This window comes from Pseudomonas spartinae, assembly GCF_965197125.1.
Taxonomy (GTDB): Bacteria; Pseudomonadota; Gammaproteobacteria; order Pseudomonadales; family Pseudomonadaceae; genus Aquipseudomonas; species Aquipseudomonas composti_A.
On record NZ_CBDAMB010000003.1, the window covers coordinates 593,843 to 609,172 of the forward strand.

The window sequence follows — 15,330 nt, forward strand, 5'->3', positions numbered from 1 at the left end:
TAATCCGATGCACTCATTGTGTCTGGTCACTCGTCATTTGTTTGAAGATCATTTCAGCGCAAATCCAATCGTCCATGTCATCGATGTCCTGCACTCTCCAGCGTGGTATAGCGACCGGCATCGAGTGACGATCAAAAATTCTCAGGCCTTGCGTCCAGGCACCGGGGCGCCCCCAATAGAACTGCGCGGCGTCATGCAAAGCCACGGGTAAATCCTGGGAGCGTGTAGAGAAGTACCCTGGAAACAGCATGGCGAGCCCGCCTTCGGGCAACGCCTGGAAGGCGCGATAGACCGACGGCGAGAACTCGGCGACCGAGAAAGCATATGCCCAATCGCCCGATTGCAAAACCTCAAGACCGCGCTTCAGGTCTTGCGCACGTATCAGCGGTGCAGTGGCATAGATGCAGCAGACCGCGGCCAATATCTGGCCCTGGGCTTCGAGCCAGCGCGTGGCATGGGCAATGACCTCGGTGGTGCCGGCATAGTCGTCGGACAGCTCCTGCGGGCGGACGAAAGGCGCCTCTGCGCCCCATTCACGCGCCACCTCGGCAATCTCCTCATCGTCAGTGGAGACGATGATACGCTCGAACAAACCGCTCTGCTGCGCCGCCAGGATCGACCAGGCAATCATCGGCTTTCCACAGAAGGCTTTGATGTTCTTGCGCGGGATGCGCTTGCTGCCCCCGCGCGCCGGAATGACCGCAACGTTCAAGACAATGCCTCGCGCAACAGATCGACCACACACTGCTGCTCTGCATCGGTCAGGTCATAAAACAGCGGCAGGCTGAAGGCCTCGGCAAAATAACGCTCCGCCTCCGGGAAATCCCCCGCCTTGAACCCAAGCTCGCGGTAGTAGGGCTGTGTATGCACCGGGATGTAGTGAACCTGAACCCAGACATCCGCAGCGCGCAAACTGGAAAATACCGCAAGACGCCGCTCCGCCGCCACACGAATCGGATACAGATGCCAGGCCGATTCTTCGCTTGGCTGCGGCAAGACGGTGGGCAGGTCAGCAAGCAATTCATGGTACTGCCGCACCAGCTCCCGCCGCCTGGCGATGAACTGCGGCAGACGCGACAGCTGGCTCTGCCCGAGCGCAGCCTGCAGATTGGTCATTCGATAGTTGAAGCCCAGCTCGATCTGCTGGTACTCCCAGGGTCCCTGAGGAGCGCTGACCATCTCGTCGCTAGCCTGGGCGATGCCATGGGTACGCAAACGCACCAAGCGCTTCGCCAGGGTGGTGTCGTTACTCAGCAACATACCGCCTTCACCGGTGGTAATGATCTTTACCGGATGGAAACTGAACACGGTGACATCACTGTACTGGCAGGCACCTACCGGCACACCTTCATGACTCGCACCGACGGCGTGGGAGGCGTCCTCGATAACGCGGAATCCATACTCCTTGGCCAGTTGCCCGATAGCGCGCATGTCGCAGCTGCGCCCGGAAAAATGCACTGGGATCACCACCTTCGGCAGGCGCCCATCCAGGCGGGCGGCCGCCAACTTCTCGGCCAGGCGCTCCACGCTAATGTTCAAGGTTTGCGGATCAATGTCGACGAAATCCACATCCGCACCGCAGTAACGCGCGCAATTGGCACTCGCAACGAAGGTATTCGGGCTGGTCCAGACCAGATCGCCCGGACCTACATCCAAAGCCAGGCAGGCGATATGCAATGCGGCGGTGGCATTGCTCACCGCCACCGCATGCCTGGCCTGACAAGCCACAGCGACGGCCTGCTCGAAGTTCGTGATACCCGGCCCCTGAGTCAGCCATTCGGAACGCAGGACATCGACCACTGCGGCGATATCGTCATCACTAATATTTTGTCGACCGTATGGAATCATTTTATAAACTCAAATTTTAGTTACGAACCGCGCGTTCCCAACAAAGAAAAGAAAGCTTTCCCCCACGGAACAGGGCAAACCGACTGACACAACCGAAGCGCGCCATAAAAGAAAACCACCTGAATGAAGCAATACCCAATCGCAGCTCCGACAGCACCGAGAGCAAGCACCATCAGATACGTCACGCCGAGATTAAGCACGCCACAGAAAAATGTAAGCTTTGATAACAAAACCGTCTTCTCTGAATAAAAAATAAAACCAGAAATCACGTAATACATACCTAAAAAAGCATTACCAACACCGATCAACTGAGCAACAATTAAAGATTCATAATACTCACGACCAATAAAAAGCTTATAGATCAGAGGAACAAAGAAAAAAAATACAGACGAAAGTAATAAAAACCCAGAAAAAATCAAAATACACTGACGAGCCAACGCCAAGTCAGCCTTACCACCCAACCGTTGTAACTCCTTTAACAAATAAGGACTAAATGCCTTATTAAAAGCATCAGCCAACAGAGCGACAACCATCCCAACTTGCGCACCGACAACATAAGAGCCGGTCGCCGCCAACCCTATCACAGCCACGAGTATAAAACGGTCAGAAATCGCCGTCATCATACCGCCCAAAGAATGAGGAATTAGGGGAATCCCGAATTTCAGAGATGCCCTTATATACTCCCTATTAATATGCCGCGATGCCAACCCACTCCAAAACAGACTAAATAAAGATAATGCGCCAAAAATAAAAAGCGCGAACAATACCCCCCATCCTCGACCCTCCCACCCCATACCCACAAAAATGACCAACCAAAGAGAAAAACCCAAATTAAACAATGTTTGAAGAATCTGAAAAAAACCATAGCGAATCGCCACACCCTTAATCTGCCACATCACCAGCCTAATATTAATTAAAGCCTGAAAACCTGCCCCCAAAACCGCAAGCAACAACCAAGTTTCAGGCAAACCAACTAGATCTGATAAAAACTCACTCAACACCCAAACGACCGTCAAGACTATAGTCGTACTACATGAAAGGACCACAAGGCAACTCCCAACAAATCGGGGATGATCTGTCTTCGCACTAAAATAACGGACGCTTACTGCACCATGCAGACTCAACCCAGTGAACGCCGAAAAAACAGTGATGATCGTAGTAAACATTGCCACCAGACCATATTCCGCCGGCGCCAGAACCCTGGTGAGCACTGGCAGCAGCAGAAAGGGGATAGCACTGTTGATGACATTCGCCAGAGCGTAAGTAGCGGTGGAGTTTACCAGCCGTTTCAATGCTGTCATGCGCTTCGCTGCAACTGTTCTTGCAGCGCATCTATCACCGACCGCTGCTGCTGTTCATACAGATATGGATGTATCGGCAGACTCATGACCTTCTGCGCGACCGCATCGCCTACCGGCAAACTTGCCCCGTCGTCCTTCACCGCCGGCTGGCGGTTGAGCGGAATGGGGTAATGCACGGCGGTGGGTACGCCTGCGGCCTTGAGATGCTCCTGCACCTGATCACGCGCTTCGACCTGCATAGTGAACTGGGCCCAGGCGCTGAGGTTGTAGTCTTCGACGAAAGGCGCGGCGATGCCGACCTCTCCCAGCAGACGCATGTAACGCTGGGCAGCCTGTTCACGCAGCTCCAACTCGCGCGGAAAGATTTCCAATTTGGGCAGCAGGATTGCCGCCTGCAGGGTATCGAGACGACTGTTCACACCGACCCGCACATGGTGATAACGACGATCCTGACCATGACGCGCGATCTGGCGCATTACCTTGGCCAATTCGTCATCGTTGGTAAAGATTGCTCCACCGTCGCCATAGCAACCCAAGGGCTTACTTGGGAAGAAGCTGGTGCAGGCAATGGTGGTCAAATTGCACGAGCGCTTGCCCTTGTAGGTGGCACCGAAGCTCTGCGCGGCGTCCTCGATCACGGGGATGCCATGCCGAGCAGCGATGGCATTGATCGCATCGAAGTCGGCGCATTGGCCATACAGCGAAACAGGAATGATCGCCTTGGTACGCGGCGTAATAGCCGCCTCGAGCAAGTGCGGATCAAGATTGTAGGTGCGCGGATCGACGTCCACGTAAACCGGCTTGGCTCCTAGCAGAGCGACGGTCTCGGCAGTGGCGATATAGGTGAAGCCCGGCGTGATGACCTCATCGCCCGGGCCGATGCCCAGTGCCATCTGTGCAATCTGCAGCGCATCGGTGCCGTTTGCCACGCTGATGCAGTACTTGACACCCACGAAGACTGCGAGCTTTTCTTCCAGCTCTGCCACTTCCGGACCAAGAATGTACTGACCATGCGCCAATACGCGCTGGATATTGGCATCGATCTTGTCTTTGATCAGCGCCTGTTGTGCCTTGAGATCGATGAATTCGATCACTGCGCTTGCTCCTTTCTCACAATGCCACCCTCAAGCACATAGCGCTCTCCGGAGTGAATGCATGGCGCACTCCCCTCCCCGGTAAGCGGCAGATCCAGCTGCTCGCCATGCTCGCTCATCCAGCCTATATGCCGGGCAGGAACCCCAACCATCAGTGCATAGGCCGGCACATCCTTGTTGACTACTGCGCCTGCGCCTATGAAAGCGAACTCCCCGATGGTGACGCCACAGACAATGGTGCAGTTTGCACCTAACGTGGCGCCCTTCTTCACCAAGGTGTCTCGATATTCGCTCTTGCGCTCGATCAGCGAACGCGGGTTGTAGACGTTGGTGAAAACCATACTAGGGCCGCAGAAGACGCCTTCCTCGAGTGTGACGTTGTCATACAAAGAGACGTTGTTCTGGATCTTGCAATGATCGCCTATCAGCACCTTGTTACCGATGAATACGTTTTGCCCCAGGGACACACCTTTACCAATCCGAGCGCCCGCGCATACGTGAACGAAATGCCAGATACGCGAACCTTCGCCGATCTGTGCACCTTCATCGACGATGGCGCTGGGATGCTGGTAGTGGCTCATAAGCTCAATCCAGCAGGCGCGCAAGGAACGGGTGATCTTCACCGTTCTGAGCGCGAGTAGCGGCCAGGGTACGGATGGTCTCCACGGTTTCCACGCAGTGGCGAGCATCCTCGATTCCATATCCATTGCCATCGAGAATGGCCTGGTAGCTGACAGTGTGCAGATCCGTGAAGCCCTCGGAAAACTCGATCTCGATACCATCGCAGGTGATGGAGCGGTAAGTCGGTTTCTTGCCCTTTACTGCATCAGGCAGATCGTTCGCATCAATGGAGAGGAACCAGCGAACGCGAGCATTTTCGTACTCCAGGTAACCGGTAGCCTTGTAGTTATCGACGTAATGCACCACGTTGCACTGCAGCGCGCCGAAAATGAAATGCAGCATGTCGAAGAAATGCACACCGATGTTCGTGGCGACACCAAAGGATTTGCGCGGGTCGCCCTTCCAACTCTCCATGTACCACTTGCCGCGGCTGGTAATGTAAGTCAGCTCGACCTCATGCTTGTGCGCTTTGCCGCCTGCCTCTACGCGCTGCTTAAGATCGATGATCGCCTGATGATGCCGGAGCTGCAGTATGTTGTAGAGGCGTTTGCCCGTCTCGCGCTCGACCAATGACAGGTCGTCGAGCAAATCGCTGGTCGGCACCAACGGCTTTTCACAGATAACATCGCAGCCAAGACGCAGACCGGCGGTGATGTGAGGATGATGCAGATAATTCGGAGAGCAGATCGAGACGTAGTCGAGCGCAGTCGAGGGGTCACGCTTAAGACGCGATACGTAATCGTGGAATCGCTCGAACTCGGTGAAAAACTCGCTTTTCGGCGAAATACTGTCGATGATACCAACCGAGTCGTTGATATCGTAGGCACAGACCAGTTGGTTGTCGGTGTCCTTGATAGCGCGCATATGGCGCGGAGCGATATAGCCGGCAGCGCCGACGAGAGCGAATCTTTTCATGATGGTGTCTCGCAAGGGGTAACGGGCCGCCATACATACAGCGCATGCCAACCCGTAAGCAGGATCAGGCCTTGATGACGTTCGGGTACGGAGCGCGATACTTGCCACGAGTATCGACGATAAGCCGCGCATTAGTTTTGATCAGTTCGTAATCGAAACGCTCATGATCAGTGGCTAGGACCACCGCATCGAAGCTGGCGATATTCTCGGCAGTCAGAGCCTCGCTGCTCAGATCAAAATGATGCTCACGCATCGGCGGGAACGAAGGCACGTGCGGGTCGCTGTAGGCAACGACGCCACCTTTTGCCTGTATAAGCTCCATGATCTCCACCGAGGGAGATTCACGCATATCGTCTACGTTTTTCTTGTAAGCGATACCCAATACCAGGACACGACTGCCCTTAAGTGCCCGCCCACGATCATTCAAACCATCCATAAGCTTGCCGAGCACATACTCTGGCATGGCTTGGTTGACCTCGCCTGAGAGCTCAATGAAGCGGGTATGCAACCCGTACTCACGCGCTTTCCAGGTTAGATAGAACGGATCGATCGGGATACAGTGCCCACCCAGGCCCGGCCCTGGATAATACGGGGTGAATCCAAAGGGCTTGGTCGCAGCAGCATCGACTACCTCGAAGATATCGATACCCATGCGATCCGCGACGACTTTCATCTCATTGACCAAGCCAATGTTCACCGCACGGTGAATGTTTTCCAGCAACTTGGTCATTTCCGCGGCTTTCGTCGAGCTAACCGGCACGACCTGGTCGATTGCCTGCTCATACAGGGCAATACCGACCTGCAGACACTCAGGCGTATGTCCGCCAATCACTTTGGGGATAGTTCTGGTTTCAAAATCAGGGTTGCCTGGGTCTTCACGCTCAGGCGAATAAACCAGAAAAATGCTCTCGCCGACCTTCAGGCCTGTTGATTCGACACGCGGTAGCAATTCTTCTTCTGTAGTACCGGGATAAGTGGTGCTTTCCAAAGAAACCACTTGCCCAGCACGGAGGTACGGCGTGATCGCGTCCGTCGTATTGATCACGAAGCTCATGTCAGGCTCGCGATACTTGTTGAGCGGAGTCGGTACACAGAGAATCAATGCATCGCACTCGCTGGCTCGGGCAAAATCGCAGGTCGCCTCAAAACCACTGGTACGCGCCTTCGATATGTATTCACTGGGAATATGCTCGATGTAGCTCTGCCCAGCATTTAGCCTGTCAACCTTGACCGTATCGATATCAATGCCGAGCACGCGAAAACCGATGGCGTTGTAACGCAGCATCAGCGGCAAGCCGACATAGCCGAGACCGACGATCCCTACCAATGCGTCTCGACTTTTGAATTTATCGATATACGCCCGCAGCGAATCAGTCTTCACTATTACACCCCATCAAAAACTTCACGGAATCACTATTTTTAAAGCTTTGTCAGCGGCGCCGTAGCGCTGCTGCAGAACCGTTGAGAATTGCTGCTTGGCTTCAGCCTCGCCATGCACGATACGAACCTCTGACGGCCAGTGCGTCATTCTGGTAACAAAACTAACCAGCCCCTTCTGATCTGCATGAGCGGAATAGCCGCCTATGGTATGCACCTGAGCCCGAATGTCATAGCGCTGTCCGTCAAATTCCACATAGCCACTACGCGGGCCGAAGCGCTGAATCTGCCTCCCTGGCGTGCCGTCTGCCTGATAGCCGACGAAGAGCACATCATGCCGCTCATCATCCAGCATGGCCTTGAGGTAGTTGACGATACGTCCACTGGAGCACATGCCGTTACCAGCGATGACGATAGCCGGCTGAGCGGTTTGCGTCAGGCGGTTGACCATAGCCAGGTGAGCCCGGTGGCTGTCGACCGTAAGCAGATTACGGAAAGCCAATGGGTTACGCCCCCTGGCCAAACGCGCCTTCGCCTCCGAGTCCCAAAACCGGTCAAGCTCGCGATAAACCGAGGTAAACCGGCTGGCAAGTGGAGAGTCGAGAATGATCGGCAGACCCGCCCAGTCGAGCACCGGAGTTTTGGATTTTTTCGAACGGGAAGCACCTGACTGAGCATCTGCCGACGCCTTCAGCGCTCTGCGATGAATAATGTCCTCAAGCTCGTATAGCAGCTCCTGTGTACGACCAATACTGAAAGCCGGGATGAGAATCGTGCCCTGGTTGCTCAGTGCATGTTCGAGCACTTTTTCCAGACGCGTACGACGACTGCGGCGATCTTCGTGCAGGCGGTCGCCGTAGGTGCTTTCGATGACCAGAATATCGGCTTTATATGGGGCTTTAGGTGCCGGGAGGATTGGCGCATGAGGTGCGCCCAGGTCACCAGAGAACACGATGCGTTTCTTCTCGCCTGCCTCGGGGTAGTGCAGGTCCACTTCGACGTAGGCCGAGCCAAGGATGTGGCCAGCGCGCTGCAGGCGGATGCGAGCGTTGAGCTGCTTCGTGTCGATCAGGGTAAACCACTGCTTGTAGGGCAAGGCAACGATGCGCTGTTCGATCAGTTTAAGGTAGCGCTCGACCTGTTTTTGGTCGCGACTGAAACCAAGCTTGAAGGCATCCTCGAGGACGATGGGCAGCAACTTGGCCGACGGCTCACTGCAGAGGATCGGGCCTTTGAAGCCAGCAGCTAACAAATAGGGAATGCGGCCAACGTGGTCGATATGGACATGAGTCGCGACCAGAGCTTTGATGCCGGCCAGAGCGAAATCGATGGCGAGCTTGCCGGCGCCCGCACGGCCTTCAGGGGAAGTTTCAGCGCCTTGAAAGAGGCCGCAGTCGATCAGCAGCGCATGCTCATCATCCATCTGTAGCTGATGGCATGAGCCCGTAACGCCAGTGACAGCGCCATGGTGAATAATGGAGGGGTACCGCACAGGTCAATCCCTTAACGCTAGAAGCCTAAAGGGACTCAGCCCAGTAGTGCGGACGAAGATTCAAGCCTTGCGAATTAAGAGGGCGGAGAATCGCCACTCTTTGAGCAACACCGTGAAAACCCGCACATTTTGCCGGATTTCAGCTATTTCGCAAGCGTGACAGAGAGATGACGCCAGCGAATCAGTGAGTGAACGTTACAGAGGATTATTCATCCTCATTGACCCGATCCCGCAGCTCCTTGCCCGGCTTGAAGTGCGGGACGAACTTGCCGTCCAGACGCACGGACTGACCCGTCTTCGGGTTGCGCCCTACACGAGGTGCGCGGTAGTGCAGCGAGAAGCTGCCAAAGCCGCGAATCTCGATGCGATCCCCTGTAGCCAAAGCCTGAGACATTTGCTCCAGCATGGTCTTGATGGCCAGCTCGACATCCTTGGAGGACAGCTGACCTTGGTGAGTGACAATTCTTTCGATCAACTCCGACTTGGTCATGGTTTTCCCTTCTTTTTCAAGCGGCTAGAAGACTCGACGGTTCGGTTGTAGCACGCTGATCAGCTTTTGAACAGCCTGAAAAACAAGGCGTTAGCACAACATTGGGAGTAAACACCCATATAGCGATTTCATTAGTGCCGGCTACAAGGAGATAGCACGCCGCTCTTTAAAGATGCGAGCGAAGAAATGCATTCTCGAGGACCGACGCCAGGAAGCAAGCCGAGACACGCAAAAAGCACTAAAGGAACCCCAAAACGAAAAAGGGCGACCCGAGGGCCGCCCTTTTCTTCGATGAATTACCCGAACTTAGTTCTGGTTTTCCATCTGAGCACGGATCAGATCACCAATGGTGGTCGGGCCGGTGCTTTCAACGTCTTGCTTGTTACGCAGTTCCTTCATCGCATCCTTCTCGTCTTCAACGTCTTTCGACTTGACGGACAGGCTGATGACGCGGGACTTGCGGTCGACGCTGATGATCTTCGCTTCTACTTCGTCGCCTTCTTTCAGGACGTTGCGCGCGTCTTCAACGCGGTCACGGCTGATTTCGGAGGCTTTCAGGGTAGCTTCGATCTCGTTGCCCAGGTCGATGATGGCGCCCTTGGCGTCTACTTCTTTCACAACGCCACGGACGATGGTGCCCTTGTCGTTGATGGAGACGTAGTTGCTGAACGGATCGTCTTCCAGCTGCTTGATGCCCAGGGAGATGCGCTCGCGCTCCGGGTCAACCGACAGGATGACGGTTTCCAGCTCGTCGCCCTTCTTGAAGCGACGCACAGCTTCTTCGCCTGCTTCGTTCCAGGAGATGTCGGACAGGTGAACCAGGCCGTCGATGCCGCCGTCCAGACCAATGAAGATACCGAAATCGGTGATCGACTTGATGGTGCCGGAGATCTTGTCACCCTTGTTGAACTGACCGGAGAAGTCTTCCCACGGGTTGGTCTTGCACTGCTTGATACCCAGGGAGATACGACGACGCTCTTCGTCGATGTCCAGAACCATGACTTCCACTTCGTCGCCGACGTTGACGACCTTCGACGGGTGGATGTTCTTGTTGGTCCAGTCCATTTCGGAAACGTGTACCAGGCCTTCCACGCCCTCTTCCAGCTCGGCGAAGCAGCCGTAGTCGGTGAGGTTGGTGACACGGGCAACAACGCGGGTGTTTTCCGGGTAACGAGCCTTGATGGCAACCCATGGGTCTTCGCCCAGTTGCTTCAGGCCCAGGGATACGCGGTTACGCTCGCGATCGTACTTCAGAACCTTGACGTCGATCTCGTCGCCAACGTTGACGATCTCGGACGGGTGCTTGATGCGCTTCCAAGCCATGTCGGTGATGTGCAGCAGACCATCTACGCCGCCCAGGTCAACGAACGCACCGTAGTCGGTGAGGTTCTTGACGATACCTTTGACTTGCTGGCCTTCCTGCAGGGATTCCAGCAGAGCTTCGCGCTCGGCGCTGTTCTCGGCTTCCAGGACGCTGCGACGGGAAACGACAACGTTGTTGCGCTTCTGGTCGAGCTTGATGACCTTGAATTCCAGCTCTTTGCCTTCCAGGTGAGTGGTATCACGCACCGGACGGACGTCAACCAGGGAGCCCGGCAGGAACGCACGGATACCGTTGACGTCAACGGTGAAGCCGCCTTTGACCTTACCGTTGATAACGCCCTTGACCACTTCTTCAGCGTTGAACGCAGCTTCCAGAACCAGCCAGGATTCAGCGCGCTTGGCTTTCTCGCGGGACAGCTTGGTTTCACCGAAGCCATCTTCAACCGCGTCCAGCGCGACGTGGACTTCGTCACCGACCTTGATGGTCAGCTCGCCTTGTTCGTTGAAGAACTGGTCGAGCGGGATGACGCCCTCGGACTTCAGACCGGCGTGGACGGTAACCCAGTCACCGTCGATGTCGACCACGATACCGGTGATGATGGCGCCCGGCTGCATGTCGAGGGATTTCAGGCTTTCTTCAAATAGTTCTGCAAAGCTTTCGCTCATGTTGATTCCTGTTGATCAAGGGCGGGGATTCGCCCAAACCACATTCCAGACCATGTGGGTTCGTTCATGTAAAAAGAGGCCTACGGGACAAGGACTGGTCTCCCGTATGCCTCCTTGCGAGTTCGTCGATTTAAGGCAACCGAGAACCCTTAGCCGGCGAGATCGCGATCAGCAACCTCGCTCAGAATTCGTTCAAGCACTTGCTCGATGGAAAGTTCGGTGGAATCCAGCACGATTGCGTCGGCTGCCGGCTTGAGCGGAGCCACCGCACGCTGGGTATCACGCTCATCGCGTGCCCGTATCTCATCAAGAAGACTCGCGAGATTAACATCATCGCCCTTGGCCTTCAACTGCAGGTAACGGCGACGGGCACGCTCCTCGGCGCTGGCGGTCAGAAAAACCTTCAGCGGCGCGTCGGTGAACACCACCGTGCCCATGTCGCGGCCGTCGGCCACCAGGCCGGGCGCTTCCCGAAAAGCGCGCTGGCGCTGCAGCAGCGCTTCGCGCACGGCCGGCAGCGAGGCAACCATGGAAGCGCCCGCTCCCACCTGCTCGTTACGAATGGCATCAGTCACCTCCTCGCCTTCGAGGATGATGCGCTTGTCGATGAACTGCACATCGAGATGCGCCGCCAATTGCTTGAGCGCCTCTTCGTTGGTCAGGTCGATGCCATGGTTACCGGCAGCGAAGGCTAGCAGACGATACAGCGCACCGGAGTCGAGCAGATTCCAGCCCAGCTGTTTGGCCAGCAACGCACAGACGGTACCCTTGCCTGACCCGCTCGGCCCGTCGACGGTGATTACCGGGGCAGTCATGCGTTGCCCTCTACAGCCACTTTGATCCCCACTTCCGCCGCCAGGGCGAGGAAGTTGGGGAAGGAAGTGGCGACGTTGGCGCAGTCGTGGATACGAATGGGTGCACTGGCGCGCAGCGAGGCAACACTGAAAGACATGGCGATACGGTGGTCACCGTGCGCCCAGACTTCGCCACCGCCGATAGCGCCGCCTTCGATGACGATGCCGTCCGGCGTGGGCTCGGCCTTGACGCCAAGGGCGATGAGACCGTCAGCCATGACCTGAATACGGTCGGACTCCTTGACCCGCAGCTCTTCGGCCCCACGCAGCACCGTACGCCCTTCGGCACAGGCAGCAGCGACGAACAGCACCGGGAACTCGTCGATGGCCAGCGGCACCAGATTTTCCGGAATGTCGATGCCCTTGAGCCTGGCTGCACGAACACGAATGTCCGCCACCGGCTCGCCCCCCACTTCACGCTGATTTTCCAGGGTGATGTCGCCACCCATCAGCTTGAGAATGTCGATCACGCCAGTACGGGTCGGGTTGATGCCGACGTGCTCCAGCACCAGCTCGGAGCCTTCGGCGATACTCGCCGCGACCAGGAAGAACGCTGCCGAGGAAATATCGGCCGGCACCTCAATGCGCGTCGCACTGAGTTTGTGCCCGGACTCGACGCAGGCGGTGCTGCCCTCAACGCTCACCGGGTAGCCGAAGCCACGCAGCATGCGCTCGGTGTGGTCACGGGTCGGAGCCGGCTCGGTCACGGAGGTCTTGCCGGCGGCGTAAAGCCCAGCCAGCAGCAGGCAGGATTTGACCTGGGCACTGGCCATCGGCATGTCGTAGTCCATACCGGTCAGGCGCTGGCCGCCCTTGATATTCAGCGGCGGGCGACCTTCCGGGCCGGTCTCGATCACCGCCCCCATCTCGCGCAGCGGCCTGGCCACACGATTCATGGGGCGCTTGGACAGCGAGGCGTCACCGGTCAGGGTGGTGTCGAACGACTGAGCGGCCAGAAGCCCAGAGAGCAGGCGCATGGAGGTGCCCGAGTTGCCCATGTACAGCGGGCCGGCTGGCGCCTTGAGGCCATTGAGACCAACACCGTGGATGGTTACGCGACCATGGTGTGGCCCCTCGATGACGACGCCCATATCACGGAACGCCTGCAGCGTGGCCAGAGCATCTTCGCCCTCGAGGAAGCCCTCGACCTCGGTAGTACCCTCGGCCAGCGAACCCAGCATGATCGAGCGGTGCGAAATGGATTTGTCACCAGGTACGCGGATACGTCCGGACAGGCTGCTACCGGGTTTTGCCAGGAAAATCAGATCGGTCGAGTGCATAGCGTCCACATAGGCCCTACGGGCCAGAATTTTGCTGAAATGTTCGCGGGCAACGCGGGCGCGAGTGAACACGCCCAGCAGTTGATGCCCATCCCCGGCGTCGACCGCGTCGCGCAGAGCGTCGAGGTCGTCGCGAAATGTATCCAGTGTGCGCAGCACCGCCTCGCGATTGGCGAGGAAGATGTCGTGCCACATCACCGGATCACTGCCGGCGATCCGCGTGAAGTCGCGAAAACCGCCAGCGGCGTAGCGGAATATTTCCAGGTTCTCGCTGCGCTTTGCCAGCGAGTCGACCAGGGTGAAAGCCAGCAGATGCGGCAGATGACTGGTTGCAGCCAGCACCTGATCGTGATGCTCGACTGCCATCGACTCGACATCCGCGCCCAGCTCGCGCCACAACCCCTCGACCAGGGCAAGAGCCGCCTGATCGCTGTATTCGCAAGGCGTCAGGATTACCTTGTGCCGACGGAACAACTCGGCGTTGGCCGCCTCCACCCCGCTTTGCTCCGAGCCCGCGATGGGATGACCAGGCACCAGCCGCACAGCCTTGCCGGAGAATGCCTGACGCGCAGCGCGCACGACATTGCCCTTGGCACTGCCTACGTCGGTCAGCACGGCGTTGCCAAGATCGAGCCCGGCCAACTCGGCCAACACTTTCTCCATGGCCAGGATAGGCACAGCCAGCTGAATGACCTCAGCCCCCTGACAGGCGGCAGCCAGATCACTCTCGCAACGATCGACCACACCCAACTGGACCGCCAGACGACGTGATTCAGCATCCAGATCGACACCAACCACCTCGCGACACAAGCCGCGCTCGCGCAAGCCTTTGGCGAAGGAACCGCCGATCAGCCCCAGGCCGACCACCACCAGGCGGCCGATCTTAGGGGTGCTCGATTGCATTGCAGTGACAGTCACGCCGACAGCACCTTGGCCAGGGCCTCGAGGAAGCGTGCATTCTCTTTCGGCAAACCGATGGAGACCCGCAGATAATTCGGCATGCGGTAACCGGCCATCGGTCGCACGATCACCCCTTCACGCAGCAGCGCCTGGTTGATCGCAACGGTGTCGCGCGCGAAATCGACGGCGATGAAGTTGCCCTTGGAGGGAATCCAGCTCAGGCCCAGCGCACGCAAGCCGTCTTCCAGCTGCTGCATGCCGGCATCGTTGAGACGACGACTTTCAGCCAAATACGCGGTATCGGCCAGCGCTGCACAGGCAGCGGCCAGGGCCAGACTGTTTACGTTGAACGGCTGACGTACGCGATTGAGCACATCTGCGATGGCCGGCGAGCTGATCGCATAACCGACGCGCAGCGACGCCAGACCATAGGCCTTGGAGAAGGTGCGCGAAACCAGCAGATTGGGGTAGCGCGCCAGGTAATCCAGGCCGTCCGGCAGCTCGTCGCCCTCGGCGTATTCAATATAGGCCTCGTCCAGCACCACCAGCACCGACTCTGGCACCTTGGCCAGGAAGTTTTCCAGGGCCTCGGGACCGAACCAGGTGCCGGTCGGGTTGTTGGGATTGGCGATGAACACCACGCGCGTGTTGTCATCAATGGCGGCAAGCATCGCCTGCAGGTCATGACCGTATTCCCTGGCCGGCACGATCTTGCCCTGTGCGCCAACGGCCTGGGTGGCGATGGGGTACACGGCGAAGGCGTAGTCGCTGAACACGGCATTGAGGCCCGGCGCCAGGTAAGCACGGGCAACCAGCTCGAGGATATCGTTGGAGCCGTTGCCCAGGGTCACCTGCGCCGCATCGACGCCGTAACGCGCGGCCAGGGCGCTCTTGAGGGTGAAGCCATTACCATCGGGATAACGGGTCAGTTCGTCCAGCTCGGCGCGAATCGCCGCCAGCACCTTGTCGCTGGGGCCGAGGGGGTTTTCGTTGCTGGCCAGCTTGACGATACCGGCCGGGTCGAGCCCCAGCTCACGGGCCAGCTCATCGACCGGCTTGCCCGGCACATAAGGGGACAGTTTTTGCACCCCTGGCTGGGCCAGGGTCAGGAAATCGCAACTCATTACACAACCTCATTGTCTCGACCGAGCACCACAGGCTTCGCAGGA

The 15,330-nt window shown here is 57.4% G+C and carries 13 protein-coding genes; all 13 read right to left on the minus strand.

Annotated elements, in window-relative coordinates; genetic code table 11:
- Nucleotides 1-13 precede the first annotated feature (13 nt).
- Nucleotides 14-712, minus strand: coding sequence for a pseudaminic acid cytidylyltransferase (pseF, locus tag ACN8M7_RS10220; protein WP_490260676.1), 699 nt, complete (start codon nt 710-712; stop codon nt 14-16).
- The gene (gene pseC, locus ACN8M7_RS10225) at nt 709-1,848 is read right to left on the minus strand and encodes a UDP-4-amino-4,6-dideoxy-N-acetyl-beta-L-altrosamine transaminase (RefSeq protein WP_490260677.1); all 1,140 of its coding nucleotides are present in this window, start codon (nt 1,846-1,848) and stop codon (nt 709-711) included. Before pseC ends, pseF begins: the two co-directional genes overlap by 4 nt.
- Nucleotides 1,849-1,868: 20 nt before the next feature.
- Nucleotides 1,869-3,149, minus strand: coding sequence for an oligosaccharide flippase family protein (locus ACN8M7_RS10230; RefSeq protein ID WP_490260678.1), 1,281 nt, complete (start codon nt 3,147-3,149; stop codon nt 1,869-1,871).
- Nucleotides 3,146-4,243: a DegT/DnrJ/EryC1/StrS family aminotransferase gene (locus tag ACN8M7_RS10235; RefSeq protein WP_490260679.1), complete on the minus strand. Its 1,098-nt coding sequence runs from the start codon at nt 4,241-4,243 to the stop codon at nt 3,146-3,148. The genes ACN8M7_RS10230 and ACN8M7_RS10235 overlap by 4 nt, the downstream gene beginning before the upstream one ends.
- Entirely contained in the window at nt 4,240-4,824 is a 585-nt protein-coding gene (wbpD, locus tag ACN8M7_RS10240) for a UDP-2-acetamido-3-amino-2,3-dideoxy-D-glucuronate N-acetyltransferase (RefSeq protein ID WP_490260680.1), read from the minus strand. Before wbpD ends, ACN8M7_RS10235 begins: the two co-directional genes overlap by 4 nt.
- Before the next feature lie 4 nt (nt 4,825-4,828).
- Nucleotides 4,829-5,779 carry a Gfo/Idh/MocA family protein gene (locus tag ACN8M7_RS10245; RefSeq protein ID WP_490260681.1) on the minus strand — a complete coding sequence of 317 codons (951 nt, stop codon included), beginning with the start codon at nt 5,777-5,779 and terminating at the stop codon, nt 4,829-4,831.
- A 64-nt stretch (nt 5,780-5,843) separates the two neighbouring features.
- On the minus strand, nt 5,844-7,145 hold the full coding sequence (wbpA, locus tag ACN8M7_RS10250) for a UDP-N-acetyl-D-glucosamine 6-dehydrogenase (protein ID WP_490260750.1): 1,302 nt from the start codon (nt 7,143-7,145) through the stop codon (nt 5,844-5,846).
- Between the two features lie 36 nt (nt 7,146-7,181).
- Nucleotides 7,182-8,648 carry an MBL fold metallo-hydrolase RNA specificity domain-containing protein gene (locus ACN8M7_RS10255; RefSeq protein ID WP_490260682.1) on the minus strand — a complete coding sequence of 489 codons (1,467 nt, stop codon included), beginning with the start codon at nt 8,646-8,648 and terminating at the stop codon, nt 7,182-7,184.
- A gap of 205 nt (nt 8,649-8,853) precedes the next feature.
- On the minus strand, nt 8,854-9,138 hold the full coding sequence (ihfB, locus tag ACN8M7_RS10260; protein ID WP_003243558.1) for an integration host factor subunit beta: 285 nt from the start codon (nt 9,136-9,138) through the stop codon (nt 8,854-8,856).
- 306 nt (nt 9,139-9,444) lie between these two features.
- Nucleotides 9,445-11,127, minus strand: coding sequence for a 30S ribosomal protein S1 (rpsA, locus tag ACN8M7_RS10265; protein ID WP_061239651.1), 1,683 nt, complete (start codon nt 11,125-11,127; stop codon nt 9,445-9,447).
- Between the two features lie 149 nt (nt 11,128-11,276).
- Nucleotides 11,277-11,942 carry a (d)CMP kinase gene (cmk, locus tag ACN8M7_RS10270; protein ID WP_490260683.1) on the minus strand — a complete coding sequence of 222 codons (666 nt, stop codon included), beginning with the start codon at nt 11,940-11,942 and terminating at the stop codon, nt 11,277-11,279.
- The gene (locus tag ACN8M7_RS10275) at nt 11,939-14,164 is read right to left on the minus strand and encodes a bifunctional prephenate dehydrogenase/3-phosphoshikimate 1-carboxyvinyltransferase (RefSeq protein ID WP_490260751.1); all 2,226 of its coding nucleotides are present in this window, start codon (nt 14,162-14,164) and stop codon (nt 11,939-11,941) included. Before ACN8M7_RS10275 ends, cmk begins: the two co-directional genes overlap by 4 nt.
- 11 nt (nt 14,165-14,175) lie before the next feature.
- The gene (gene hisC / locus ACN8M7_RS10280) at nt 14,176-15,285 is read right to left on the minus strand and encodes a histidinol-phosphate transaminase (protein WP_490260684.1); all 1,110 of its coding nucleotides are present in this window, start codon (nt 15,283-15,285) and stop codon (nt 14,176-14,178) included.
- Between the last annotated feature and the right edge of the window lie 45 nt (nt 15,286-15,330).

Bases quoted from the DNA above. Each gene is read 5' to 3' on its own strand.
- pseC (WP_490260677.1), bottom strand. From the start codon at position 1,848: ATGATTCCATACGGTCGACAAAATATTAGTGATGACGATATCGCCGCA.
- ACN8M7_RS10230 (WP_490260678.1), bottom strand. From the start codon at position 3,149: ATGACAGCATTGAAACGGCTGGTAAACTCCACCGCTACTTACGCTCTG.
- wbpD (WP_490260680.1), bottom strand. From the start codon at position 4,824: ATGAGCCACTACCAGCATCCCAGCGCCATCGTCGATGAAGGTGCACAG.
- ACN8M7_RS10245 (WP_490260681.1), bottom strand. From the start codon at position 5,779: ATGAAAAGATTCGCTCTCGTCGGCGCTGCCGGCTATATCGCTCCGCGC.
- ihfB (WP_003243558.1), bottom strand. From the start codon at position 9,138: ATGACCAAGTCGGAGTTGATCGAAAGAATTGTCACTCACCAAGGTCAG.
- rpsA (WP_061239651.1), bottom strand. From the start codon at position 11,127: ATGAGCGAAAGCTTTGCAGAACTATTTGAAGAAAGCCTGAAATCCCTC.
- cmk (WP_490260683.1), bottom strand. From the start codon at position 11,942: ATGACTGCCCCGGTAATCACCGTCGACGGGCCGAGCGGGTCAGGCAAG.
- ACN8M7_RS10275 (WP_490260751.1), bottom strand. From the start codon at position 14,164: ATGCAATCGAGCACCCCTAAGATCGGCCGCCTGGTGGTGGTCGGCCTG.
- hisC (WP_490260684.1), bottom strand. From the start codon at position 15,285: ATGAGTTGCGATTTCCTGACCCTGGCCCAGCCAGGGGTGCAAAAACTG.